The following is a 23,080-nucleotide window of genomic DNA, read 5'->3' as shown; positions in this document are numbered from 1 at the left end:
GAAGGGCATAGCATGCGAAATTTTGAGAAACCAACGCGCTCGGTTGTCGTTTCACGCGAGGCCATGGCCGCCACCTCTCATCCGTCGGCGACCCTGACGGCGGTGGAGATCATGGCGGCCGGCGGCAACGCCATGGATGCCGCCATCGCAGCCTGCGCGGTGCAATGTGTCGTCGAGCCAGCCTCGACCGGCATTGGAGGCGACTGCTTCGCTCTTCTGTCGCGAAACGGATCCGGCGAGGTCATCGCCTACAACGGATCGGGCAGGACACCCGCCGCCCTGACAATTGACTGGTTCCTCGAACGTGGCATGGCCGAGGTGGTCCGCAATTCTCCTGACTCCGTCACCATCCCGGGAGCCATCGATGCATGGACCAGATTGCACGCTGATCATGGACATATGCCCTTCGATCAAATTCTGGCCCCCGCTATACGTTTCGCCGAGGAAGGCTACGCCATTTCACCGCGGGTCCATCGTGATTGGGCGTTGGAAGAAGAACTTCTGGCCTCTGATGTTACGGCGAAACGGATTTTCCTGCCAAACGGCCGCGCGCCAGACGTTGGCGAAGTGCATCGCCAGCCTGAGTTGGCTGCAACGCTGCGGCTGATCGCCAAGAAGGGACGAGAGGCCTTCTACACTGGCCCTGTGGCCGAAGACATGGTCGCCTATCTTCGTGGGCTCGGCGGATTGCACACACTCGAAGATTTCGCCGCGGCAACAGGCGAGTACGTGACCCCGATCAGCGCGGCGTTTCGAGGCTGCGATGTGTTCGAATGTCCGCCGAATGGCCAGGGTGTGATCGCCCTGCTGATTCTAAACATCCTCTCGCGCTTCGAAGCCCACGGCGATCCGCAATCCGCGGACCGGCTTCACCTGGAAATTGAAGCAACGCGCCTCGCTTACGCCGCGCGTGACCTGCTCGTCGCCGATCCCGACATGTCCGAGGTCCCGGTGGCCGACATGTTGTCGAATGCCTGGGCCGATCGTCTGGCCGGCATGATTGACCTAAAGCGCGCCCGCGCGGATCTGCCGGCGTTCGATATGCCGCTGCACAGCGACACGGTCTATATTTCGGTTGTCGACAAGGATCGCAATGCGGTCAGTTTCATCAACTCGGTCTTCGACAGCTTTGGCTCGGGCCTGGTCTCGCCACGCTCCGGTGTCGTCCTGCACAATCGCGGGCAAAGCTTTTCGCTTGACCCCAGGCACCCCAATGCGGTGGCACCGAACAAGCGACCTTTGCATACCATCATACCCGGGATGCTTGCGAGAGGCGGCCGGGCAGAAATGCCTTTTGGTGTCATGGGTGGCTACTACCAGGCAATGGGCCATGCGCACCTGCTGACGAAAGTGCTCGACTTCGGGATGGATCTGCAGGAGGCGATCGATCTTCCGCGGATCGCCCCCGTCAGCGGCACGATGAAGGTCCAGGCCGAACACGGGCTTGCTGGCGAAACCCTAGCTGAACTTAGCCGACGCGGTTTCGAAATCATTCCCGCCACGGACCCGATCGGCGGTGCGCAGGCCATTCGCATCGATTGGGCAAACGGGACCCTGCTGGGCGGTTCTGAACCGCGCAAGGACGGCTGCGCCCTCGGTCTGTAGGTTGTGGCCAGAGCGGGATCCGAGATGCCGAAGACGTTTTCATCGACATTTGACCGGCGTCGCTGGCGCCATGGTCCAGATAATTCTCGCACGCCATCGACAACGGCAGGCAGCTGGATGTAGCGACAAATCATAAGTCGCGACTTGGGCTAATCTGGTGAATTGAGCGTGGCAAAATCGATCTGACTCAGGCGAGCGGGATCGCCGATCACTTCAATGGCTCGGATTTTCTCCCCTGCCGCGTCTATCGTCAGTGCATATCGCGCACGTCCGGTCGGCGCCACAACAATCCCTGGCGCCCCGTTCAGAAGCATTGGCGTCGCGAATTGCGTACGTGCCGCGAAGGCAAGAGCCCCCCTCGCAACTGTTGTGGACCCATGTGCTTCCACCGCTCTTCCGTCAGGAGCCGCAGACGAATCAACACGGATTACGACATCCGGGTCGAGGAGGGCCACGATCGCATCAATGTTGCCGGAACGAACTGCGTTAAGAAACTCATCCACAAGCCGCCGTCGCCCGTCCAATTCAGCAGCGGAAACAGTGGGCTGACCCCGTATGCGACGACGAGCTCGGCTTGCCAGTTGCCGCGCCATGACCGGGGTGCGGCCGACGATAGGGGCAATTTCGAAGGGCACATCAAAGACGTCGTGCAGCACGAAGGCGACACGTTCGGCAGGAGCAAGCTTTTCGAGTACGACACTCAACGCAAGGCCGACCGAATCGGCAATCGCTAATTCCTTGTCGAGGTCCGCGGCGTCTCCCGAATCCGCGCCCCACGCGGAGAGCGCCTGCAGAGTCTCCGCGCGTGATTTGCGCGCCCGCAGCATGTCGAGGCAGACGCGCGCAACGACAGTAGTGAGCCAAGCGGTAAGGTTGTCGACGCTCCGGGCATCTGAGCGGCTGAGGCGCAGCCACGCTTCTTGCACTGCATCGTCGGCCTCTGTCGATGAACCGAGCAGGCGGTATGCAACCTTCCGCAGACGCGTGCGATCAGCTTCGAAGCGCTTTGCCAGCCATTGATCCGGTTCCATCTGTCACATTTTCCCATCGCTGTCCGTCACAGTGATGACGGAGGAGGCTCATCCGATGTGACAACTCCCTTTCAACGGCCTGGGGTGAGACAAAGGAGATATCATCATGGAACCGACCAACCCACTGATTCCGATCTTTGTTGCCTTGCTCGGGACTTGGTTCGGCGCAGCCGTGTTTTATGTGGTGGTCATAGCCCCCGCCGTCGTTCAAGCGGGGCCGTCCGGCGTCGGATTCCTGCAGACGCTCGCGCGACGCTACGGCACCGGCCCCTTCTATGCCGTCTTGGCCTTTCTGACGGTTGCGACCGGCATGTGGATGTACGTGGCCGGTGCCCGCGGCGTGTGGACAACGCTGAGCGTAGGCTTGGCAACACTGGCGCTGTTTCTCGGTGCATCGGCCAATCGGATCGCCGAGAGGAAGTGGGTCCACCTGGTCGGGACCATCCGGGGCTCTGCAACAGGAGACCAAGGCAGCGACGTGGCGACAGCAATCGCCAAAGCCGAAAGGGTCAACGTCGTGACAACGGTCGTGCTTGGGCTCGCGCTCCTCTGCGTGGTTCTGAGTCGAACTATGGCGTAACAACTCGCAAACGCGCGGCAATCCACATTGATCGCGGGAATTCGTATTCCCTCAACCACCGGCTATTTGTTCAAGCTCAGTCCTTCTTGAACTCGAATAGCTCGATGACGTTGCCCGATGGATCTTCGAGCAAGATGGCGCGACCGGCACCGCCGTCGCTGATGTCGCCGCGGAATCTTGCATCAGCCCGGCGCAACCGCTCAATGAGCACATCGAGTCCCTTCGTAACGATCATAAATCGGTTCCACCCGCCCGGCTTCGGATCGCCGCCCGCCTGACCACCGCTCCCCGCACCTGGGGCGCTGAGATACAGCGTCAAGTCGTCACGCAGCAGCGCGGCGAACTTGCCCGGATTGTGCATTTCGATCTTGAAATCGAGATAGTCTCGATAGAATGCGACCGCCTCATCGACGTCCGCAACGATGTATCGGACGGAAGCCATTCAACCTTCTCCTCTGTCTTGGAGCTACAACAGTCAACTTCGGCAAAGGTTTCCCTGTCGGTCGAGCTGAGTGCAGAAGCGGGCCTTCTGGATGCCAGCCGAAAAAGTCGGATGAGGTTTTTGGACAAAAAGATCAACCTCAGCAGGTCTTCGCTGACCAGACCGTCGGCATCAAACAGGGCGAGGACCATATCTGGCTGGTCAGTTTCGTGGACTATGATCTGGGATATATCGACCTGGAACAGAGAACGTTGCAGACCATCGACAACCCGTTCGGCACGAGGTTGTCACCCATGTCTCCGGTATAAACCGTAACCTATGTGTCCAGAATGGACCGGAGGTGGATGGTGCCCAGAGGCGGATTCGAACCACCGACACGCGGATTTTCAGTCCGCTGCTCTACCAACTGAGCTATCTGGGCCTGCTCCGGCGGGCGGCAATCTGCACACCGGGTTCATGAAAGCGCCGTCGGCACCCCTTGAAAGCGCGTGGGTTATAGCACGGGAATTCGGCCTGTCCAGCGCTTAGAGCATGATCCCGAAAAGTGGAATCCGGTTTTCGGAAAAAAGATTATGCTCAGACAAAAAGCATGATCCCGAAAAGTGGAATCCGGTTTTCGGAAAAAGATTATGCTCAGACAAAAAGCATGATCCCGAAAGTGGAATCCGGTTTTCGGAAAAGATCATGCTCAGACAAAAGTACGCCTCCGGCGAAGGCCGCCTTGCGCGAGCACGGCACGGTAGCGAGGCTGCGCTCTTAAGATCGTCCTTACGACCGTAGCTAGCAGCACAGCATGAGCCATGTGACATTATTGACCGGGCCGGAGCGGCGGCGTCGTTGGAGTGAAGAGGATCAGTGCCGGATACTGGCCGCGGCATTCGCGCCCGGAGCCACGGTGGCGGCGGTGGCGCGTCAGTGCGATGTCGCGACCAGCCTGATCTATAAGTGGCGCCGCACGGTGAGAGCCCGCGAGACGGGCTTTGCCGAAGTTGTCGTGGTTCCCGATAAGCTTGTCGCCGCTTCGGTGCCGGCGGCGCCGCCAGCGGTGATCGAGCTGGAGATCGCCGGCAAGGTGCGGCTGCGGATTCCGCTGACCACGCCGCCGACACTGGCGGCGGCGATGGTGAAGGCGCTGGGCGTTTCATGATCCCGGTTCCGAGCCAGGTGCGGATCTGGTTGGCGGTCGGCCGGACCGATATGCGTCGCGGGATGCAAGGGCTCGCTCTGCAGGTTCAGGAGACGTTGGGCCGGGATCCGCATGCCGGCGATCTTTATGTCTTCCTTATCTGGCATGATGGGCTCGGCATGTCGCTATATGCAAAACGGCTCGAGAAGGGCCGGTTTCTATGGCCGTCGCCGGCGGACGGCACGGTTTCCATATCGCCTTCTCAGTTGGCGTACATGCTCGACGGGATCGATTGGCGCAACCCGCGCCACACGTTCCGCCCCCAGCGCGCAGGCTGAGTTTTTCTTTGAGTTTGCGCCATTTTCCGCGAGTCAGCGGGCGCGTTTTATGATTCACTCCGGGGCATGGTTGCCACTGCCCAGGATGCTGTTCCGGACGATATCGGCGCGCTGAGAGCGGCGTTGGCCAGAGCCGAAGACGAGGCCGCGCGCGCTGCGCTGGTGGAGGCCGAACTGGCGGTCGCCAGGGCCAAGGCATCGGGTGATGCGGCGCTGATCGCACATCAGGATCTGACGATCCGGAAGCTGCAGCGGGCGCTGCATGGTCAGAGTTCTGAACGCTCAGCCCGTCTGCACGACCAGATGGAGCTCACCTTCGAGGAACTCGAGAGCACGGCGACGGAAGACGAGATCGCCGCCGAACAGGCCGCGGCCCGGACCACCGAGGTGGCGCCTTATGTGCGCAAACGACCAGCGCGCCAGCCATTTCCCGAGCATCTGCCACGCGAACGCGTGGTCGAGCCGGCGCCGAGCGCTTGCCACTGCTGTGGCGGTCATCGGCTGCGCAAGCTTGGTGAGGATATCACCGAGACGCTGGAGGTGGTGCCGCGGCAATGGAAGGTGATCCAGCACGTGCGGGAGAAGTTCACCTGCCGCGACTGCGAGACGATCAGCCAGGCTCCGGCGCCCTTCCACGCCACCCCGCGCGGCTGGGCCGGTCCTGGCCTGCTGGCGATGATCCTGTTCGAGAAGTTCGGCCAGCATCATCCGCTCAACCGCCAGGCTGAACGCTATGCCCGCGAAGGCGTGCCGCTCAGCCTGTCGACGCTCGCCGACCAGGTCGGCGCCGGCGCCGCGGCGCTGATGCCGCTGTTCAAGCGGCTCGAAGCCCATGTGCTGGCCGCTTCACGTCTGCACGGCGACGACACGACGGTTCCGGTCCTGGCCAAGGGCAAGACCGATACCGGCCGATTATGGACCTATGTGCGCGATGACCGACCGTTCGGCGGCGCCGATCCGCCGGCGGTGGTGTTCTACTATTCCCGTGATCGTCGAGGCGAACATCCCGCGGCGCATCTCGCCGGCTGGAGCGGCATTCTGCAGGCCGATGCCTATGGCGGTTATGGCGATCTCTATGCGACGGGCCGTCAGCCGGCGCCTGTTCTGGAAGCCAGCTGCTGGGCCCACAGCCGGCGCAAAGTGTTCGAGCTGGCCGATATCGAAGCGGCGGCGCGCAAGAAGGCGCGCGGCGAGAAGCCCAACCTAGTCTATCCGCTAGCGGTTGAAGCCGTGAAGCGCATCGATGCCCTGTTCGATGTCGAACGCGAGATCAACGGCCTGTCGCCAGGCCAATGCCACGCCGTGCGCCAGGAGCGGAGCCTGCCGCTGGTCACCGAGCTCGAGAGCTGGATGATCGAGACGCGCGACAAGCTCTCGCGCGGGCACGACCTGATCAAGGCGTTCAACTACATACTGCGCGCTGGTCATCCTTCACCCGGTTCCTCGACGATGGGCGGATCTGCCTATCCAACAATGCAGCCGAGCGAGCCCTGCGCGGCATCGCTCTCGGCAGAAAGTCCTGGCTGTTCTGCGGTTCCGATCGCGGCGGACAGCGCGCTGCCGTTCTCTACAGCATGATCGTCAGCGCCAAGATGAACGATATCGACCCGCAGGCCTGGCTCGCCGACGTCCTCGCCCGGATTAACGATTACCCGGAATTGAAGCTTGACGAACTGCTGCCCTGGAACTGGCGGCCGTTCGTAAATCAGACCAAGCTTGTAGCATGACCCCTACGGCGCCTTCCGATCACGTGGCACTGCGCAACACGTTTGTGCGCCCCTTTTACCTTAGTCTCCTGCATGCAAATTTCAGACGCCCCGATCGGGCTGATGGCAGCGGCATCAGACAAGCGATCGTAAATGCCGCGAACACCATTTCGGACGAACAAATCGAAAGACTTTTGATCGAGCGCGAGTGGCGGGGTCGCCTCTGTGCTGCTTGGTTTATAGGTCTCAGCAAACGTACTCGCTTCGTCAACTTGATCGGCAAGCTGCTCCTCGCAAGCGAGATGGTTTACTCCGGGCAAGGATACTGCGTAGCGTTGGGCTTAGTCGGAGGCGAGCATTGTGCCGGCCTTTTAAGATCATACCTCAATGCCTACCTACCTCTAAATGGTCGAGTTTATAACCAGAATTGGGCGATAGGAGCACTCGCTCACATCGAAGCTGTCCCCGCTCCAGAATTCCTCGATCAGGCTCTTTGGCGGCATGGTGATTACTTCATGGATCCTCAAAATGGGATCGAAGAATTTAGCAGGATAATCTCTTACCTTTACCAGAACCACATGATCCATGACGCGAGCTGACGACGCCCGAGCCGCTATCTTCACTCGGTGCGCTTAATACCTGCGGTCTTCACCGGATGCGTACAGGCAAAACGCCAGAACCTGTTCCGTCCGACAGTGCCCGGATGGAACAAGTTCTGGACATTGATTTCAGTCGGAAGCGACAGGCAGTCCGCAAGGCCGATCATCGGTCACGATCGCGGCTGCGAAACCGTCCCAAGCCTGTGGAAAACCGCAGGTGGACGGTGCTATTTCTGGTCGTCGTTCTCATCCTCGTCGTCGCGGCCCGGGATGACGTAGACCCCCTTCAGCCAGCGGTTGAGGTCGATGTCCTTGCAGCGCGTCGAGCAGAACGGATAGGTTTCGCGCGCCGATGGTTTGCCGCATTCCGGGCAGGGCCGCTTGGGACGCAGCGGCGTGACCTTGTCGTCCGAGCTCATATCCGTGCACCCGACAGCCAGTTGGCGTGCACCTTGAAGCCTTCGCCGCTGAGCAGCGCCACCGTCTCGTAGAGAGGCAGGCCGACGACGTTCGTGTAGGAGCCGACAAGCTTGATGACGAAGGCGCCGGCAAGCCCCTGGACGCCATAGCCGCCGGCCTTGCCGCGCCATTCTCCGGATGCGATGTAGGCCTCGATCTCCTCGCGCGGCAGCCGCTTGAAACGCACCCTGGTCTCGACCAGCCGCAAGCGCTGCTTGCCGCCCGGCGTGATCAGGCAGATGCCGGAATAGACGCGGTGCGAACGGCCGGACAAAAGCCCGAGGCAGTTGGCGGCGTCGTCGAACGTCTCGGCCTTGGGCAGGATGCGCCGCCCGACGGCGACCACGGTGTCGGCGGCCAGCACGAATGTCGGCACGTAGTCGGTCTCGGTCTTCAGCGAGGCCAGCGCCTTCTCGGCCTTCTGCGTCGCCAACCGCTTGGCCAGCGAGCGCGGATGCTCGGCACGCAGCGGCGTCTCGTCGACATCAGCCGGCAACACACGGTCCGGCTCGATGCCGGCCTGCTGCAGCAGCTCTATCCGGCGTGGCGAACCCGAGGCAAGCACGAGCTTCTGCAAAATGCCCATCGCGATCCCGGCCGGGTCCTTGAACTTACTTGAAGCGGTAGGTGATGCGGCCCTTGGTCAGGTCGTAGGGCGTCATCTCGACCAGGACCTTGTCGCCGGTCAGAACGCGGATGCGGTTCTTGCGCATGCGGCCGGCCGTATGGGCGATGATTTCATGTTCGTTTTCGAGCTTGACCCTGAACATGGCGTTGGGCAGCAGTTCTGTCACGACACCCGGAAACTCGAGGACTTCTTCCTTCGGCATTCGATACCTTTGCTTGGATGGATACTTCCAGCGCCCCGGCCGGAAAGTTGCGCGGAACCTATATGATAAACGTCCGCTTGTGAACATGCTTAATCCGCAGCGTTTTCAGCCCCGTTGCCGAGAAAACGGCGGCCGATCCGCGCCTTCAGCCGCTCGCGCACGTCGCGATAGGCAGCCATGATCTGCTCGCGCGTGCCGCTGACGCCGGTCGGGTCGGGCATCGGCCAATATTCGACTTCGACGGCCAGCGAACGGGTGAGCTCGAGCGCGGTGTGGTGGGCTTCCGGCGCCAGCGTCACGATCAGGTCGAAATAATCGTCCTCAAGGTCGTCCATCGTTCTCGGGTGCCGTTCGCCCAGTGAAAGGCCCTCTTCGGCCAGCACGGCATCGACGAACGGATCGCGTTCCCCGCCGCGCACCCCGGCCGAGGCAACGAAGGTGGTGGGCGGGAGCACCTTGCGTGCCAGCAATTCGGCCATCGGCGAGCGCACTGCGTTCATGCCGCAGACAAACAGGATCGAGCGGGGCAGGATCGGGCGGGGCAGCGGGGCGGCCAGTTCAGCCTCGCCAGTGCAGCACGCAAACCAGCGTGAACAGCCGGCGCGCCGTGTCGAAGTCAATCTCGATCTTGCCGGCAAGCCGGTCCATCAGCGTTTGCGAGCCTTCATTGTGCAGGCCGCGCCGGCCCATGTCGATCGCCTCGATATGGCTGGGCGTCGCGGTTCGGATGGCATCATAATAGCTTTCGCAGATCATGTAGTAATCCTTGACGATGCGCCTGAGCGGCGTCAGCGACAGGATGTGGGTGACCACGGCTGCGCCGTCCTCGCGCGTCACGGCGAAAACCAGCCGGGATTGGGCCAGCGACAGTTTTAGTCGGTACGGCCCGGCGCCATCGTCATTGACCGGTTGAAAACGGTTCTCCTCGATCAGGTCGAAGATCGCCACCGCCCGCTCATGCTCGACATCGGGCGTCGAGCGGCCGATCGTCTCGTCGAGCTCGACATCGATCAGCCTGGCGCGGGTTTGGTCGTAGTCGGACATGTCTACATGTTCAGCCGGATGCCGACGGAGCGTCCATGCGCATCGAGGCCTTCCGCCTTGGCGAGCGTAATCGCCGCCGGCGCCAGCGCCCGCAACTGCTCCGGCCCGAGCTTCAGGACCGAAGTGCGCTTGACGAAATCGAGCACCGAAAGTCCGGACGAGAAGCGCGCCGAGCGCGCTGTCGGCAGCACGTGGTTGGAGCCGGCGACATAGTCGCCGATGGCCTCCGGCGTATGGCGGCCGAGAAACACCGCACCGGCATTGCGCATTCGCGCCAGGAAAGCTTCGGGGTCGTCGATGGCAAGCTCGACATGTTCGGCGGCGATGCGGTCGACCAGCGGCAGTGCCGCCTCGATCGTCGGCACCAGGATCACGGCGCCGAAATCGCGCCAGCTCGCCGCCGCCGTTTCTCCGCGCGGCAGGTTCTGCAACTGCCGCTCCACCGCCTGTTCGACCGCCTCGCCAAAGGCAGAATCGTCGGTGATCAGGATCGACTGCGACGATACGTCGTGCTCGGCCTGGGCGAGCAGGTCGGCAGCGATCCAGTCCGGATCGTTGCTGCCGTCCGCCACAACCAGCACTTCCGAAGGCCCGGCGATCATGTCGATGCCGACCGTTCCGAACACCTGGCGCTTGGCCGCCGCGACATAGGCATTGCCGGGGCCGACGATCTTGGCGACAGGCTTTATCGTTTCGGTGCCAAAGGCAAGGGCGGCGATCGCCTGGGCGCCACCGACGCGGTAGATTTCGGAGACGCCGGCAAGGTCGGCCGCCACCAGCACCAGCGGCGGCACGTCGCCGCCGGAGGCCGGCACCACCATGGCGATGCGCTCGACGCCGGCGACCTTGGCCGGCACCGCGTTCATCAGCACCGAGCTCGGATAGCTCGCCGTGCCGCCCGGCACATAGAGCCCCACGGCCTCGATCGCCGTCCAGCGCGAGCCGAGCTCGACGCCGGCGGCATCGGTGTAGCGGTCGTCCTGCGGCAGCTGGCGCTGGTGATGGGCGCGGATGCGCTCGCGGGCGAATTTCAGCGCCTCGACCGTTTGCGGATCGGCTGCATCGTAAGCCTGGGCAATGTCGTCCCTGGAGACGGCGATGCCGAGCTCGGCCAGGTCGCCGCCGCCGAATTTCTGCGTGTACTCGACCAGCGCGGCGTCGCCCTCGGCGCGCACCTTGGCGATGATCTCGCGCACCACGGCGTCGACATCGGCCGAGACCTCCCGCTTGGTCAGCAGGAACGCGGCAAAGCGCTGCTCGAAATCGGCGTCGGACTGGCGAAGCGTGATGGCCATCGGCTCAAACCCTGTGGGCCGGGCGCGACGTCGCTTCCCAGGCGCCGCCGACATCGGCAAGCCGCGCCTCGATGCATTCGACATCGAGCATGATCGCGCCGCCGCCCGAAAAGATCAGCTCGACGATGCCGGCCGGCTTGTCGAGCGCGAGAAAGCTGATCGCCAGCAGCGACAGCACTTCGTCGGGTTTGTCGCGGGCAATGCCGCTGGTCTTGGCGCCGAGCACCCGGTCGAAATGGAGCACAGCCTGCCGCCGCTCGTTGTGCTGGCGAAAGAAGCCGGATTTGGCCTCCCAGACGAAGCGATTCATGGTCAGCACGAAGCGCTTTACCGAAGGCAGGTATTCGAGATCGCTGACCTTCATGACGGCATCCTGGACATGCGCCGAGATGATGCTCAGATCCTGATCGTCGAGCGCGACAAGCTTGAGGGCCATGCGGATTTCACACCTGAAGGTTGGACTATTCAGCCTTCTGTTAGGCGGTCTTTCCGGTCCGTGCAACCGCGCCACAAGCCCTGCGGAAAGGCTCTAGCCCGAAATGCGCTCGATCTCCGCGCCGCAGCCGGACAGCTTTTCCTCCAGCCGCTCGAAGCCGCGGTCGAGATGGTAGACGCGGTTGACCGTGGTTTCGCCTTCGGCGGCGAGGCCGGCGATGACCAGCGACACCGAGGCGCGAAGATCGGTCGCCATGACCGGCGCGCCCTTCAGCTTCGCCACCCCGTCAACGATCGCGGTCTGGCCGGACAGCGTGATGTGGGCGCCGAGCCGGGCGAGTTCCTGGACGTGCATGAAGCGGTTTTCGAAGATCGTCTCGGTGATGCGCGACTTGCCCTTGGCCATCGTCATCAGGCCCATGAACTGCGCCTGCAGATCGGTCGGGAAAGCCGGGAAGGGCGCCGTCGTCACGTCAACCGGTGAAATGCCGGCGCCGTTGCGCCTGACGCGGATGCCGGAATTGGTCTGCGTGATCTCGGCGCCGGTCTGCGAAATGATGTCCAGCACCGTCTGCAACAGGTCGGGCCGCGCGCCTTCCAGCACGACGTCGCCGCCGGTCATCGCCACCGCCATCGCATAGGTGCCGGTCTCGATACGGTCGGGGATCACCCTGACGCGGGCGCCCGACAGCGCCTCGACGCCGTCGATGGTGATGGTCGCCGTGCCGGCGCCGGAGATCTTCGCGCCCATGGCGTTGAGGCATTCGGCGAGGTTGACGATCTCCGGCTCGCGTGCGGCGTTTTCGAGCACCGTCTCGCCCTTGGCCAGCGAGGCCGCCATCATCAGCACATGGGTGGCGCCGACCGAGACTTTCGGGAACACATAACGGTTGCCGACAAGCCGGCCGTTCCTGGTTTTGGCGATCACGTAGCCGGTGTCGACGTCGATATCGGCGCCCAGCGCCTGCAGGCCTTCGAGGAAGAGGTCGACTGGGCGCGTGCCGATCGCGCAGCCGCCGGGCAGCGACACTTTGGCTTCGCCCATGCGGGCCAGCAGCGGCCCGATCACCCAGAACGACGCGCGCATCTTCGACACCAGCTCGTAAGGCGCCGTCGTGTCGACAATGTTGCGGGCGGAGAAAGTGATAGTGCGCGAATAGCCTTCCTGCTGCTTTTCGCGGCGGCCATTGACCGAGTAGTCGACGCCGTGATTGCCGAGGATGCGGATGAGCTGTTCGACATCGGCCAGATGCGGCACGTTTTCCAGCGTCAGCGTGTCGTCGGTCAAAAGCGCGGCGATCATCAGCGGCAGCGCGGCGTTTTTCGCGCCCGAGATCGGGATGCTTCCGGCAAGCTTGTTGCCGCCGACAATTCTGATGCGATCCATGAAGAGCGTCCCCTCGGCTAAAAGGCCGGTTTAAATCGGTTGAGTCTGTTGCCGCCCATCTAGACCATTGGCCGGCTTGGTTCAAGAAACAGGCTATTCCCCACTTTGGCCCACGCTGATTTGGCTAAAATACCGGCGACCAACATAGCCGATTCGCGTTAATCTTTTTTCATCGCGGCCTGCAGCCCGTCCGGCCGCTGGTCGGCGTCGCCGGTCCTTCGTGAGCGCAATTGCGCCTTGCGCTTCTGCAGATTGGCGCGCAACTGCTCGGCCAGGCGGTCCTTGCGGCCAGTTCCTGCCTTTTTCGCGGAACCATCCTTCTTCGGTGGCTTGTTCGGAGAAACTGCCTTGTCGTTCATCGTTCCGTCCCCGGCCCGGCGACCCGCCGGTACGGATCAAGGGATAGCCAACATTGTGGCACGGCCATGTCCGCAACGATCGCCTGGTGCGGCCTTTCAACCCGGCCCCGTTTGTGCCCCTTGTCTTGGCCTTGCGCTTGCCGGTTCGATATGGCAGAAGCCCCGCCATCGGCGGCTGCGGTAGCTCAGTGGTAGAGCACTCCCTTGGTAAGGGAGAGGTCGAGAGTTCAATCCTCTCTCGCAGCACCAGATCACCTACCCAGCACACGTCAGGCCAACGGCGAAGGTGGGTCTTTGTCAGCAGGGAGGCGCCGTTCCTGGGCGACACGCGGCTGACCCGACCGACTTTGTTGCCACCGACAGAGCCCCGGAACATAATACCCGCAGCGCACCCTATGGAGTTACGCCCAGGGCGCGCAGTGCCTTGCTTGCCGCGACATATTCGATGAAATCGCGGGGGCAGTCGCGGACGGCTAGCCGGTAAAGTCGCAAGGCCTTGTCGGGATGGCCCTTGAGTTGGTGGAACTCCGCGGCATAAAAATCGGCCTCACACACATTTCCCCGGTTCCTGCTCGGGACCGGGTCGTCTGCTTCGGCGAGTGCCGATTCGGGCGTCTGCTCCCCAAGGAACATGCGAACGAGCGGGGCAGGCCATTTGGTCATGTCCAACTTACTGGTAGCCTCACGCAAATTGCTAACGCCGCTATTGCGCTGCTCCGCCAGATCCGCCCAAATCGCATAATAGGCATTGTCGGGTGCTAGTGCTGCCGCCGTGGCAAGATCGGCTTGCGCTTTCGCCGGATCTCGGCCGTAGAAATAGTAAATTCCCCTGCTTCCATACGGGTTGACATAGGTCGGATCGAGTGTGATCGCCTGGCTATAATCGGCGACGGCGCGCTCTGCATCACCCTTTGCGCCCCATGAAATGGCCCGGTTATTGTAAGCGCAGGGGTGTTGGGGATTGAGGCTGATCGTCTCGTCGAAATCGGCGATGGCGCGGTCGAATTCGCCCATCCTGTTGAAAACGAAGCCGCGGTTGTTGTAGGCCTCCAGATATTTCGGATCGAGCTCGATGGCGTGGCTGTAGTCGGCGATGGCGCGAGTGTCGTGGCCCTTGTGAGCCCAAGCGAGACCGCGGTTATAGATGGCCATGGCTTTTTCCGGATCGAGCTCGATCGCCCGGCGAAGTCGCTGATGGCGCTGTCGTTCTCGCCCTTATCGAGCCAAAGAAGTCCGCGCTCGTTGTAGGCATCGGTGTCGTTCGGATCGAGGGCGATGGCGTTGTCGTAGTCCACCATGGCCAGGTCATTGTCGCCGCTGTCAGCCCAGGCGATCGCCCGGTTGTGGTAAGCGTTGGCGCGACTCTTCGGGCTTCGCGCCCCGTCCTCGATGATCCGCGTGCAGGCGGCGATCCGCTGTGAGCCTGCAGCGGCGCCTCCGCAATCGTCAGTATCCTCAGCCAAGGTAGGGGCAGCGAGCGCAAGCAGCACAACAAGACCGACCAGCACCCGCTGTGCCGCTTGAATTGACCGTTCGATTGGCCGCCCATCAAACATCATGCCAGCAGATTTCGGATCACAATTGCGGGTTGTTGGTCTCCTGCCAATCTGATCAAACAAATCCTGGTTCTGCGCAAGGCATCGCCGCAAAGAAAATGGGTTGATAAATATTGGATTGAGCTGATCGCGAGATGTGGGCTTGCTCGCGCTCGAGTCCGCGCTCCAAAGGAGGCTAGGTCGTAAACTCATAAATGCGGAATGACCAAGATGGGTGAAATGGGAGCTGTCCTTAAAGGTTGCGGAGGTTCAGCCGGGGATAGGGGTGCGGAAGCCGTGAGTGTCGCAAAGCTTTTTGGCCCTGCCATCGACTTTGGAGTCACTATCAATTTCTTCGACTTCGACAGCCCCATCCGTCTTATGCGCAAAGAAGAGAATGGAGGTCGACATGCTGCCACCATCCGTAAGCCCACAAAGGTAGACAACCCCACTTTCTCCCATGCGAGCCATCGCGATCCACACTGTTGGTTCCGTCGAGATGGCAAGGTGCTTCCGGATTGCAAGCTTCAAGGGAGCTACATCGCTAAGCGTGGTGTCGTGGGGAAAGGTTTTCTCGGTGGCGTCTTGAGCTAATGCCGAACTAGTCCACGCTCCGACGACAATCCATGCAAGAAGAATCAAACCTCGTGTCATCCGAACTTCACCAGTGCAGGTTGCCTTTTGTGATTAGGATGTTTGCGAAGGGAAGGTATACAAGTCGGAAAGCGTCCGCAATGCGTCGGTGAGACCACATGGCACGCGATGCTCCCAGTGAAACTCTGGCAAGAAATAGATCGCTTAGGGCACTTAGCTAGGCCTCGATACCCTGCTTACTGTCGTCTACGTGCGGAGTCAGTTCTGGTGGGGTATCAAAATGAAAGACCGTAACTCGGCGATCCTGCATCGGCTCAGTTCCATCGCAAAGAAACAGGCACTGAGCACCACGAAACGGCGCCGGACCACAGGTGGACTGCTCATCGGGTTCGTGGCTGTGTTTCCTCTCGCAGCACCATCGAATTCAGCATGCACCTGTTAGCGTCAACTGGTCGCTAGTATCCTGGGCAGACTCCCGCATCATTCGAACCACACTGAAGCGATCGATGACAATCGCACCCTGGTGCGCTTCTCGTGTTTGGGCCGTACTTCACCAGACGACCGTGAATGCCGAGGAGGAGTTGTCTTTGCCATTGGCTTAGGTGACCGCGACCCAGCGCAATCTCGATGCGGGGTCTGAGGCCAGGGACCCTGGCGAGGCTGAGGCGACCAAGGCCAAGGCCGTTGTGGAGGCCAAGCAGCTCACGGCCTCCATTGGGCCGCTGAAGGGGCCGGTTGGAACCCCAGTCAGATCGCGGCAACGCTCGCTGGCCTGGGAGTGGCGACGCCCCCGAGCGGGAAGTGGACGGCTATGGGTCAGGCGAACCCAATCCGATGGCGTTGGGGCCAAAACCCAACACCCTGAAGGACCCGAGTTCGACCCCAGGGCAGACATTCTCAGCTTGTTGACCGATTGTCTGCAACAGAGCGGAAGTACCACCCTGGGAAATGTCGCCTCAGTCGAGGCTGGCCGGCGACGAAAACGGCTGATTGGCGTCGACCACGAAGATCGCCAGCTCATCGAGATTGGTTGTGCCGGCGCTGAACACCTCCATCGGCGTGTTGGCCCCGTGTCCGATCATGGCCGTACCAGCTTCAGCATAGGTCACTCCGTGGGGCGTTCTCTGGCCGAGCTTGCCGGTCAGCACATAGAAGGCCTCCGGTCCCGGATGCGTATGGATCTTCGTCTTGACGCCGGGCGCTCCACCGGCGCGGTTGACGCGCAGCAAGTACTCGCTTGCCCTGATCGGAGGGACCGGTCCGATCTCGACGACCTTGGTTCCGCCGGTCGTAGGGCCATCCTTCGGTCCAAGCGTGAACAGCCAGACCTTGCCTGCGACCTCCGCCGCAAGCGAGGTCGGGCCCGCAGCGCTTTGGGCCTGCGCCAGCGTTGGGAAATTTTCCAGCCGCCAGTACAACGGTCCGGAGGGCAGTTCCTTCACCTTTTTCTCAACCACCGGCTCGACGGCGAATTTGCTGTCTGCGGGCATTGCGGCTGACGTTATCAGCCCGAAAGCACACACCGAGAATATAAGCAGGCCAATACGGCGGGCGCTGAGGGAATGCGGCTTCATGGTTGGTCCTCCCTTTCATGGTCGCCCCCTCGACCCAATATTAGCTATAGCATATGTACCGCCTTACAGCACTGACCAAGTTTCGGGTCACCCTAGAGCGCCTGCCGCCAAAGAAGACTGTTCATGATGCCAAACCGTCTAGGGAGAGTTTTCAAATAGTTTTCAAATATTGGAACTCGGTCGTCGCGGTGGCACTGGCTGCGATGGCGATTGTCAGGGGCGGAAGGCGTGGCTCCTCCGCGTCGTCAAATGGGTAGCCGACGGCCCCTTTAGGGTTCGAAGCAGTCTTTACCCCAGCCTACTGTGTCTGACGTGAGCCCAACGGTCCAGCCGTCCGAAATCGGCCCGCGCATGGCGGCCAGCGCCGTTCGGGCGGGCGTCCGAAAATGCCTGAATGCCAAGCATCTCGCCATGATAGAAAATGCCAAGGTCGAGCCACAGCTCGCGCTCGCACGCGCCATGATGCGCGTGGGGAAGCGTTCTGGTCTGCCCCCGCTGCAGGCGGCTTGACAAAGCCTGCAGCCGGGAACAATCGCTCAATGACTCGCGTTTCTTGCGAAGACCCGCTTCTTTTGCACGGGCAGCGGCCTCGAAGGCTCGCAAATGTCGCGCCGGCGTTTCAATCGCACCCGCCTCAGCCCTCACGATTTGGCTATTTGTGAACGCGTGTTCGATCAGGTTTGCGCAGATGAGCACATTGACCCTCCAAGCATGGCTGCCGAAGCCTTAGCGGTGATGATTGTCGCAATCTTCCGAAACGTGACTACCAATGAGCGCGAACTGCTGGAGGAAGTTAGGTCTCTTCGTGGCTCAAAAGGCACAGAGAAGGCGCACTAGCTTCGCAACGTTCTGGGGCGAATTGGCCTAGTCCCGCTTTGGCACAGCCATTTGGTATCTGAATTGCTCATTGAGAATCGCCAGAGTGTAGCCACCGAGCTTGCGAAGGGGATGGAAATGGGCTTAGCCGAAGACTTATCAGATGTCGCGCTCACATTCGAATGTCCGGATTGCTTGCATCCGGCGGTAAGAAAGGGCTCTGCACTAAGAACAATCGCGCACTTCAAATGCGACGGGTGCAACGCAAAGGTGCGGATCACCTATCCGCAGAAGCTAGCGATCTTCGAAAAGCACAGGCTATTGGCCGCAGGCGACCGCCGCCAGCAAGGCCAGGAACACTACGGTGCCCGCAACAACATCGATCGGGCCGCCGATGCGGCCGAAATGGCTTCGCGACCGCTGCCGCGCGCGGCGACGCGTGCTTAAGCCTTCCTCATCCGCGCGACCTTTACGCATGTTGACCACAGCAATGCCGTCCATCGGAATAATTCGGACGAAGGGTGCGTTAGTTCATTAGATGATGCTAAAAATACGGCGACGTGTCCGAATGTCACTTCATGAAGCCCGCCAGACAGGCTGCGGCTTGCTCTGGCCTAACCTCGAAGGGAACCAGGGATGAAAATTTCGACCTCTTTGACAAGACGAAGTGTTGTCGCCGGGCTGGCGCTGGCCGCCGCATCGACGTCGGTATTGCCTGCCGACAACGCACTCGCCCAGGCTAAGAAAACCACATCGGGGAAGACTCTATATGAGCGCCTGGGTGGTGTGTTCGCCATCGCGGCGGTGATCGATCATTTCAGCGACGCCGTCGTGATGAACCCGATTGTCGGCAAGAAGTCCAAGAACCCACAATTGCGCAAATGGCACACCAAGAACCTTGAAAGGTTGCCCGGCCTCAAGTTCATGCGGACGCTGTGGGTCTGCGACGTTTCTGGCGGGCCCTTCAAGTTCGTCGCCACCAAGCCCGGCACGACGCCGCTCGGCCTCGAGGAGGCACATCGCGACCTGCGGATTTCCCCCGCGGAATTCGATGAGGTCGCAGCGGAACTCGGGCGGACCTTGGATCATTTCAAAATTCCGAAGCCTGAGAAAACCGAAGTCCTGGAAGCTTTCGCCGCTCACAAGGACGAGGTCACCGCCGGCTACGTCAAGCCGGGCTGAAGCGCTTATATCGCGCGGGCATTCGTTCTGAGCATGGGGCGCGGCGCCGTGGCTATGCGGCGCAGCCGCACCGCGCAATTTTCCGATGGTTCCTACTCCGAACCCGCCCGAGCTGTCTCCACTCTGAGCGACCCTTCCGGCAACGGGCGCAGGAGTTCAGCCTCGGACCTCGTCAAGTGGATCCAGGCCGCCCAGTCCGATGGCCGCAGCACAACCACTTGCCGGTTGTGATATGGCGCCACGTCCGGCCCCGGCTCGCTCGTCAGCATCGTGAACGTCGGCGGCTTGTTGCCGATACCCTCGCGCCACAACCCGGCAATCGCCATGAACGAATGGCCATTCAGCGTGAACCTGTGCTTGGTTTTTGGATATTTCGTTCCCGTGAATTCGAAGAATGCCGACGCCGGAACGAGACAGCGCTTGCTGTTGCCGAACTGCCGGCCCTCCGAGCGAAAGTTGAATACAGGTCCGCCTTTTGGCCCGGCCGGGGGAAAGCCGAACGTCATCGACGCCAGTTCGATTGCGTCGCCGGCGGCGCGCATTACAGGCGCGGGGTCGTTGATGTGGATGTCATCCGCCTGCGGCAGATCCAGTTCGGTTTGATGGCTGGGGATTTTGAGCGCCAGCGATTCCATCATCCTGCAGTATTCGGCCCAGGCGATGTGCTGCTCGTAGTCGTTGCACATGGAAAGGCTCCGGACGCTCGACCGAGATCAGTTCAATCCATAGCGTCTGGTTGGCGCTGATTGCCGGCGGATTTGATATAAGCCTATTTGGGCCGGCGTGCGGCAGCGATGGTCTGCAACAGATTGATGCTGTTCACGTCGGGTTGACTGGATGCGGCGACCGCAAGTGCGGCGGCCTCGGCTATTTTCGCGACGTCGTCGCTGCTGATCGTTCCGCGCTTTTCCAGCAGGTTTACAAGCTCGACAACGAGAAGAAAGGCGTTCACACCATATCGTTCGGCTTTGAGCTCGAACTCGCCTCGGGCCAATTTCTCCCTGTCTCCTTCAGCCCGTTTGTCCACGTCGGCGTCCTCTCCTATGGCTACAAGCTATTAACGCTTAGCACGAATGGTTTAATCCTTCGAACTGGCCACAACCTTCGCCAATTGCCGGGCATAGTGTCGCCGGTGGCAAGGGCATGGGTTCGGTTCAGCCAAGGATGAGACCAGCCAACAGAACGGTAAGAATAAAGGACAACTCGACGGTAAGTAGCCCGCATGCTTCCAAAGTGTTGGTTTGCCAAGCTTTCGTCGGGCGCCTCCGGTTTGAATTCCTGTTTCGCGAACCAACTTCATCGGGCACCAGATCGGACGCGGCGCCGGCTTGAATTTGGCAAAGCGCTCCTCTTCATCGGCCCGGAAGGCATCTCCGCGAAACTCCGGAGCACCGTATGCGCGGCGCCGGCCTGCCTTTCATCGACCCGGGCCATCACCAGTATGACACCCTCAGCGATCCTCGGCTTGCGCGGCTTCTGGGCGAAATTGGCGAAAGTTCCGAGAAGCACGCCGGCAAAGCCGCCCCACGCCGCACCGACCAGAGCCATGCCGGTCATCCCCGCAGGATCGACGTCTTGAGCTCCAAAAGCGCTGAAACCGGCCAACAGACCAGCCGTGGCGCCAAGTGCGGCACCGGCGACGGCGCTCCGCCAGACAGCGCTCATCTCATCGTCGTAATATCCAGCAACGCTGATCGGTTCATCGTTGTCGTTGTAAGATCCGACGACGCTGATCTGGCGGCGGCGAATCCCGGCAGCCTGAAGCGCGGCAACGGCACGTGCTGCCTGGGCATGGGAATTGAACAGTCTGCTGATTGTTTGCATTTACGCCCAGGCCCGACGCTCGTTAGCAGCGTCGGGCCTCTCCTCCCTGGCTTTGAACTCTTCCGCCCGGACGCATCTTCGTCGCGCCAAAGCTCACCACAACGTGAGCCAGCCGGCTACGTTCCTCAGCCGAGGCTTCGGTCCAACCCCAGAGTGTCTTGCTTGGGACCTAAGTCTGACCAGCTTGGGCGTGCTGAGGCCATGCCGCGCGGGGACGGTCGCCGGCTCGAAGAGAGGGTTCAGATGCTATCGCAGACCCAAAAAACTCAAAATGGCTATTATGATCACGATCGCGCCGACCAGCCAGATAATGTTGTTCATGATTGCACTCCTTCGCCTCCGGGCGGGGCGCACGCCGGGGCGAAGCCCGCCACGCAAGTAGAACATTAGATACGGCTAAAGGTTCCTCGCGGGGCCTCGCTGTCGAAAGAGCCCACCGCACCAGTCGGCACGGCGGGCGAGGCAGAGTTTCACCCCGGTGGGGGCAGAAGACGGCGTTGCGTCCAAGGCTCAGCTGATGCTTCTGGACCAGTCATCAACCTGGCGCTCCGCCTCTTCCTTGGCGATGCCATATCGCTCCTGGATACGCCCCAAGAGCTGGTCCCGGTTGCCCTCGATCCGATCAAGATCATCGTCGGTTAAGTCACCCCACTGCTCTTTCGCCTTGCCTTTGAACTGCGTCCATTTTCCCTTGATTTGATCCCAGTTCATATGTTCCTCCTTGCTTCCTGGGCCCGCACTGAAGCGGAGCGCGGACCGATCGGCATTTCAATGTCGGTGACGAATGAAGATTAGCGGCCGCTAAAAGTTCCGGTGCCGGCGCAAAAAGCCCGCCGTGCCCGTGCCGGACTGCGAGGTGATGTTGATGATGCCTGGAGCTTGATGCTCCTTGCAGCGCCACCCTATCCCGTTGAAGTCGCTGAGCTTCTTCCTGGTTGGCTTTGGCTGGCAAGTCTCGACAGGCTGCCCAGCAGCATCGTTCTGTCCTTGCCGATCATCAGCACGCCGCTGTCGGGCGCCAACAGTGCCGAGAACGGCAGCATCGCCGCGCCGATCGGCGAAGCCTCGGGGCCGAATTGTCCCGATACGATTTCCGGCGCCACGATGCCGATGGCGCTGATCCTGTTGAACTGGGTCTGCACCTTTGCCAGCAGCTCGAGATGGATCGGCCGCGGCAGGATGCTGTCGAGAACGATCGCCTCGATGTCGATGACCGAGGTGATGGCGATGATCGCCTCGATCAGCGCATTGGCGCAATCGTCGATCCATTCGGACAGCGGCTCGCGCGCCCCCGGCGGCAAGGGGTCGAGTTCGCGCACGCGATTGATTTCGATGCCGCGCGATTTGAGATGATTGACCAGCACATAGATCGAAGCGCGATGCAGCAGGCTCTGGTAGCGCGCCGGCTTGGCCGCCACCGAATCGAGGCTTGAAGGCGAGACCGGCAAAGGACCGAGCGCGGCGCTGTTGCCGTGCGGCCCGGTGTGGACCTTGCCGCCTTGCACCAGTCCGCCGCCGACAAAGGTGTCGATCGAGATATGCATGAAGTCGCGGAACCGTGCGCCGGTCCCCTGGATGAGCTCTGCGAGTGCAGCCGATGACGCGTCGTTTTCCACGAAGACCGGGGTCTTCGGCTTTGTGGCGAAGAAAGTCGTCAGATCGATTGCTTCCCAGCGGCTGCCAAGGTCGTCGGGAAAGCCGAGCTCCTCGCTCCAGCCGCCGAGGAAATAGGGCGAGGCGATGCCGACGCCGACGATGCTGGCATCGCCAAGCCCCTCGATCAACTTGTCGAAATTGGCCAGCGACATGTTGCCGGCCTTAAGCACCATGTTGGGATCCGGAAAGCGATATTCGTGCGACTCGCGCGAGCGGACCTCGCCGGCGAAGTCGACGAGCACGGCTTCCAGCGCGCGCCGGCCGATCTTGATCCCGACGCTGTAGATGCGCTCCGGTGCAAGTCGGTAGAGAGTGGACGGCGATCCGCGTTGTCCGAACCTTTTTCCCACTTGCTTTACAAATCCTGACGATTCCAGCCCGTCGACAATAGTGGCGACCGCGGCCGGCGTCAGATTTGCGGCGCGCGCCAGATCTGACTTGGATGCCTCCTTCAGGCGGCGGATGGCATCAAGCACGAAGCGCTCGTTATAATGCCGTACCTTGACCGAATTGCTGCCTTTTCCGGACAAAACCGGCGCCTCCCCATTCATTCCCGCAGAGTCACTCCAGTCGTCGGCAGCTTTAGGGCTGCCGCGGGAGAGAGCACTCCAATCGGACCCGTGCGCGACGCGACAGTGCCTTTCGAGGCCATGGAAGTCAATT

Annotated in this window: 27 protein-coding genes, 2 tRNA genes and 3 pseudogenes; 10 read left to right on the top strand and 22 right to left on the bottom strand. The window is 61.4% G+C overall.

The window, feature by feature from the left end; all coding sequences use genetic code 11:
* The first annotated feature begins 12 nt into the window (after positions 1-12).
* On the top strand, positions 13-1,605 hold the full coding sequence (ggt, locus tag NKH78_RS16540; protein WP_352883308.1) for a gamma-glutamyltransferase: 1,593 nt from the start codon (positions 13-15) through the stop codon (positions 1,603-1,605).
* A gap of 149 nt (positions 1,606-1,754) precedes the next feature.
* On the opposite strand, the gene NKH78_RS16535 is transcribed toward ggt, so the two are convergent.
* Complete coding sequence (locus NKH78_RS16535) at positions 1,755-2,636, bottom strand: sigma-70 family RNA polymerase sigma factor (RefSeq protein ID WP_352883306.1); 882 nt, start codon at positions 2,634-2,636, stop codon at positions 1,755-1,757.
* Between the two features lie 106 nt (positions 2,637-2,742).
* Here NKH78_RS16535 and NKH78_RS16530 point away from each other — a divergent pair, with 106 nt between their 5' ends.
* On the top strand, positions 2,743-3,216 hold the full coding sequence (locus NKH78_RS16530; RefSeq protein WP_352686687.1) for a hypothetical protein: 474 nt from the start codon (positions 2,743-2,745) through the stop codon (positions 3,214-3,216).
* Positions 3,217-3,292: 76 nt separating this feature from the next.
* Here NKH78_RS16530 and NKH78_RS16525 read toward each other — a convergent pair whose 3' ends face one another.
* Positions 3,293-3,658, bottom strand: coding sequence for a VOC family protein (locus tag NKH78_RS16525; protein ID WP_352506221.1), 366 nt, complete (start codon positions 3,656-3,658; stop codon positions 3,293-3,295).
* 126 nt (positions 3,659-3,784) lie between these two features.
* Between NKH78_RS16525 and NKH78_RS32620 the strand changes: the two are divergent.
* Positions 3,785-3,966 (top strand): annotated as a pseudogene (locus NKH78_RS32620) (transposase); the annotation flags it as partial.
* Between the two features lie 37 nt (positions 3,967-4,003).
* On the opposite strand, the gene NKH78_RS16520 reads toward NKH78_RS32620, so the two are convergent.
* Positions 4,004-4,079 (bottom strand) — tRNA-Phe (locus NKH78_RS16520).
* Between the two features lie 372 nt (positions 4,080-4,451).
* Here NKH78_RS16520 and tnpA point away from each other — a divergent pair.
* From tnpA to NKH78_RS16500, 4 genes are all read left to right on the top strand, one after another.
* Positions 4,452-4,805, top strand: a complete 354-nt coding sequence (gene tnpA, locus NKH78_RS16515) for an IS66-like element accessory protein TnpA (RefSeq protein WP_352506222.1) — start codon at positions 4,452-4,454, stop codon at positions 4,803-4,805.
* A gap of 29 nt (positions 4,806-4,834) precedes the next feature.
* Positions 4,835-5,122 (top strand): IS66 family insertion sequence element accessory protein TnpB, encoded by a 288-nt coding sequence (tnpB, locus tag NKH78_RS16510; RefSeq protein ID WP_352883303.1) that lies wholly within the window; start codon positions 4,835-4,837, stop codon positions 5,120-5,122.
* A gap of 66 nt (positions 5,123-5,188) precedes the next feature.
* Positions 5,189-6,849 (top strand): IS66 family transposase gene (gene tnpC / locus NKH78_RS16505; protein WP_352738473.1). Its coding sequence is split into 2 segments (ribosomal slippage): positions 5,189-6,539 and positions 6,539-6,849, totalling 1,662 coding nucleotides; the frame shifts between segments, so codons are not numbered across the junction.
* Positions 6,850-6,872: 23 nt separating this feature from the next.
* Positions 6,873-7,427 carry a DUF6000 family protein gene (locus tag NKH78_RS16500; RefSeq protein ID WP_352688427.1) on the top strand — a complete coding sequence of 185 codons (555 nt, stop codon included), beginning with the start codon at positions 6,873-6,875 and terminating at the stop codon, positions 7,425-7,427.
* Positions 7,428-7,654: 227 nt separating this feature from the next.
* Here the strand turns inward: NKH78_RS16500 and yacG are convergent, their stop codons facing one another.
* The 9 genes from yacG to NKH78_RS16455 all read right to left on the bottom strand — a co-directional run bounded on the left by yacG (position 7,655) and on the right by NKH78_RS16455 (position 13,236).
* Positions 7,655-7,846 carry a DNA gyrase inhibitor YacG gene (gene yacG, locus NKH78_RS16495; protein WP_352702195.1) on the bottom strand — a complete coding sequence of 64 codons (192 nt, stop codon included), beginning with the start codon at positions 7,844-7,846 and terminating at the stop codon, positions 7,655-7,657.
* Positions 7,843-8,472, bottom strand: a complete 630-nt coding sequence (locus NKH78_RS16490) for a Maf-like protein (protein WP_352883300.1) — start codon at positions 8,470-8,472, stop codon at positions 7,843-7,845. Before NKH78_RS16490 ends, yacG begins: the two co-directional genes overlap by 4 nt.
* Positions 8,473-8,497: 25 nt before the next feature.
* Positions 8,498-8,716 carry a translation initiation factor IF-1 gene (infA, locus tag NKH78_RS16485; protein WP_006200926.1) on the bottom strand — a complete coding sequence of 73 codons (219 nt, stop codon included), beginning with the start codon at positions 8,714-8,716 and terminating at the stop codon, positions 8,498-8,500.
* A gap of 89 nt (positions 8,717-8,805) precedes the next feature.
* Complete coding sequence (locus NKH78_RS16480; RefSeq protein ID WP_292663983.1) at positions 8,806-9,273, bottom strand: arsenate-mycothiol transferase ArsC; 468 nt, start codon at positions 9,271-9,273, stop codon at positions 8,806-8,808.
* 1 nt (position 9,274) lies between these two features.
* A complete protein-coding gene (locus NKH78_RS16475; RefSeq protein WP_352475885.1) occupies positions 9,275-9,760 on the bottom strand; it encodes a UPF0262 family protein in 486 nt (161 codons plus the stop codon).
* Positions 9,761-9,762: 2 nt separating this feature from the next.
* Positions 9,763-11,055, bottom strand: a complete 1,293-nt coding sequence (gene hisD / locus NKH78_RS16470) for a histidinol dehydrogenase (RefSeq protein WP_352778322.1) — start codon at positions 11,053-11,055, stop codon at positions 9,763-9,765.
* Between the two features lie 4 nt (positions 11,056-11,059).
* Complete coding sequence (locus NKH78_RS16465) at positions 11,060-11,491, bottom strand: DUF2948 family protein (RefSeq protein ID WP_254820565.1); 432 nt, start codon at positions 11,489-11,491, stop codon at positions 11,060-11,062.
* 93 nt (positions 11,492-11,584) lie between these two features.
* Positions 11,585-12,877 carry a UDP-N-acetylglucosamine 1-carboxyvinyltransferase gene (murA, locus tag NKH78_RS16460; protein ID WP_352740016.1) on the bottom strand — a complete coding sequence of 431 codons (1,293 nt, stop codon included), beginning with the start codon at positions 12,875-12,877 and terminating at the stop codon, positions 11,585-11,587.
* Between the two features lie 158 nt (positions 12,878-13,035).
* Complete coding sequence (locus tag NKH78_RS16455; RefSeq protein ID WP_352475882.1) at positions 13,036-13,236, bottom strand: hypothetical protein; 201 nt, start codon at positions 13,234-13,236, stop codon at positions 13,036-13,038.
* A 174-nt stretch (positions 13,237-13,410) separates the two neighbouring features.
* Here NKH78_RS16455 and NKH78_RS16450 point away from each other — a divergent pair.
* Positions 13,411-13,485 (top strand) — tRNA-Thr (locus NKH78_RS16450).
* A 144-nt stretch (positions 13,486-13,629) separates the two neighbouring features.
* Here NKH78_RS16450 and NKH78_RS16445 read toward each other — a convergent pair.
* The 5 genes and pseudogenes from NKH78_RS16445 to NKH78_RS16425 all read right to left on the bottom strand — a co-directional run.
* Positions 13,630-14,415, bottom strand: a pseudogene (locus NKH78_RS16445) (tetratricopeptide repeat protein); the annotation flags it as partial.
* 47 nt (positions 14,416-14,462) lie between these two features.
* Positions 14,463-14,792, bottom strand: a pseudogene (locus NKH78_RS16440) (tetratricopeptide repeat protein); the annotation flags it as partial.
* Positions 14,793-15,041: 249 nt separating this feature from the next.
* Positions 15,042-15,425: a hypothetical protein gene (locus NKH78_RS16435; protein ID WP_352644254.1), complete on the bottom strand. Its 384-nt coding sequence runs from the start codon at positions 15,423-15,425 to the stop codon at positions 15,042-15,044.
* Between the two features lie 896 nt (positions 15,426-16,321).
* On the bottom strand, positions 16,322-16,939 hold the full coding sequence (locus tag NKH78_RS16430) for a cupin domain-containing protein (RefSeq protein WP_352740012.1): 618 nt from the start codon (positions 16,937-16,939) through the stop codon (positions 16,322-16,324).
* A 288-nt stretch (positions 16,940-17,227) separates the two neighbouring features.
* Positions 17,228-17,635 carry a hypothetical protein gene (locus NKH78_RS16425; protein ID WP_352740010.1) on the bottom strand — a complete coding sequence of 136 codons (408 nt, stop codon included), beginning with the start codon at positions 17,633-17,635 and terminating at the stop codon, positions 17,228-17,230.
* A 258-nt stretch (positions 17,636-17,893) separates the two neighbouring features.
* On the opposite strand from NKH78_RS16425, the gene NKH78_RS16420 reads away from it, so the two are divergent.
* Positions 17,894-18,202: a hypothetical protein gene (locus NKH78_RS16420; RefSeq protein ID WP_352740008.1), complete on the top strand. Its 309-nt coding sequence runs from the start codon at positions 17,894-17,896 to the stop codon at positions 18,200-18,202.
* 189 nt (positions 18,203-18,391) lie between these two features.
* A complete protein-coding gene (locus NKH78_RS16415) occupies positions 18,392-18,937 on the top strand; it encodes a group I truncated hemoglobin (RefSeq protein ID WP_352508632.1) in 546 nt (181 codons plus the stop codon).
* 92 nt (positions 18,938-19,029) lie between these two features.
* Here the strand turns inward: NKH78_RS16415 and NKH78_RS16410 are convergent, their stop codons facing one another.
* From NKH78_RS16410 to NKH78_RS16390, 5 genes are all read right to left on the bottom strand, one after another.
* Entirely contained in the window at positions 19,030-19,623 is a 594-nt protein-coding gene (locus NKH78_RS16410; protein WP_352740006.1) for an SOS response-associated peptidase, read from the bottom strand.
* Positions 19,624-19,706: 83 nt separating this feature from the next.
* A complete protein-coding gene (locus NKH78_RS16405; RefSeq protein ID WP_352508634.1) occupies positions 19,707-19,964 on the bottom strand; it encodes a hypothetical protein in 258 nt (85 codons plus the stop codon).
* 269 nt (positions 19,965-20,233) lie between these two features.
* On the bottom strand, positions 20,234-20,761 hold the full coding sequence (locus NKH78_RS16400) for a hypothetical protein (RefSeq protein WP_352740004.1): 528 nt from the start codon (positions 20,759-20,761) through the stop codon (positions 20,234-20,236).
* A gap of 510 nt (positions 20,762-21,271) precedes the next feature.
* Positions 21,272-21,472 (bottom strand): CsbD family protein, encoded by a 201-nt coding sequence (locus NKH78_RS16395; RefSeq protein WP_023677416.1) that lies wholly within the window; start codon positions 21,470-21,472, stop codon positions 21,272-21,274.
* A 191-nt stretch (positions 21,473-21,663) separates the two neighbouring features.
* Entirely contained in the window at positions 21,664-22,947 is a 1,284-nt protein-coding gene (locus NKH78_RS16390) for an ROK family transcriptional regulator (protein WP_352740002.1), read from the bottom strand.
* Positions 22,948-23,080 lie beyond the last annotated feature (133 nt).

This window comes from Mesorhizobium sp. M0910, assembly GCF_040319465.1.
In the GTDB taxonomy this organism is placed as follows: Bacteria; Pseudomonadota; Alphaproteobacteria; order Rhizobiales; family Rhizobiaceae; genus Mesorhizobium.
This window is presented reverse-complemented; position numbering and strand designations above follow the sequence as displayed.

Coding starts and splice junctions, on each gene's coding strand:
- NKH78_RS16395 (WP_023677416.1), bottom strand. CDS start 21,472: ATGAACTGGGATCAAATCAAGGGAAAATGGACGCAGTTCAAAGGCAAG.
- NKH78_RS16455 (WP_352475882.1), bottom strand. CDS start 13,236: ATGAACGACAAGGCAGTTTCTCCGAACAAGCCACCGAAGAAGGATGGT.
- murA (WP_352740016.1), bottom strand. CDS start 12,877: ATGGATCGCATCAGAATTGTCGGCGGCAACAAGCTTGCCGGAAGCATC.
- NKH78_RS16400 (WP_352740004.1), bottom strand. CDS start 20,761: ATGCAAACAATCAGCAGACTGTTCAATTCCCATGCCCAGGCAGCACGT.
- infA (WP_006200926.1), bottom strand. CDS start 8,716: ATGCCGAAGGAAGAAGTCCTCGAGTTTCCGGGTGTCGTGACAGAACTG.
- ggt (WP_352883308.1), top strand. CDS start 13: ATGCGAAATTTTGAGAAACCAACGCGCTCGGTTGTCGTTTCACGCGAG.
- NKH78_RS16475 (WP_352475885.1), bottom strand. CDS start 9,760: ATGTCCGACTACGACCAAACCCGCGCCAGGCTGATCGATGTCGAGCTC.
- NKH78_RS16410 (WP_352740006.1), bottom strand. CDS start 19,623: ATGTGCAACGACTACGAGCAGCACATCGCCTGGGCCGAATACTGCAGG.
- hisD (WP_352778322.1), bottom strand. CDS start 11,055: ATGGCCATCACGCTTCGCCAGTCCGACGCCGATTTCGAGCAGCGCTTT.
- NKH78_RS16525 (WP_352506221.1), bottom strand. CDS start 3,658: ATGGCTTCCGTCCGATACATCGTTGCGGACGTCGATGAGGCGGTCGCA.
- tnpA (WP_352506222.1), top strand. CDS start 4,452: ATGAGCCATGTGACATTATTGACCGGGCCGGAGCGGCGGCGTCGTTGG.
- NKH78_RS16535 (WP_352883306.1), bottom strand. CDS start 2,636: ATGGAACCGGATCAATGGCTGGCAAAGCGCTTCGAAGCTGATCGCACG.
- NKH78_RS16530 (WP_352686687.1), top strand. CDS start 2,743: ATGGAACCGACCAACCCACTGATTCCGATCTTTGTTGCCTTGCTCGGG.
- yacG (WP_352702195.1), bottom strand. CDS start 7,846: ATGAGCTCGGACGACAAGGTCACGCCGCTGCGTCCCAAGCGGCCCTGC.
- NKH78_RS16415 (WP_352508632.1), top strand. CDS start 18,392: ATGAAAATTTCGACCTCTTTGACAAGACGAAGTGTTGTCGCCGGGCTG.
- NKH78_RS16430 (WP_352740012.1), bottom strand. CDS start 16,939: ATGAAGCCGCATTCCCTCAGCGCCCGCCGTATTGGCCTGCTTATATTC.
- NKH78_RS16420 (WP_352740008.1), top strand. CDS start 17,894: ATGGGCTTAGCCGAAGACTTATCAGATGTCGCGCTCACATTCGAATGT.
- NKH78_RS16465 (WP_254820565.1), bottom strand. CDS start 11,491: ATGGCCCTCAAGCTTGTCGCGCTCGACGATCAGGATCTGAGCATCATC.
- NKH78_RS16435 (WP_352644254.1), bottom strand. CDS start 15,425: ATGACACGAGGTTTGATTCTTCTTGCATGGATTGTCGTCGGAGCGTGG.
- NKH78_RS16490 (WP_352883300.1), bottom strand. CDS start 8,472: ATGGGCATTTTGCAGAAGCTCGTGCTTGCCTCGGGTTCGCCACGCCGG.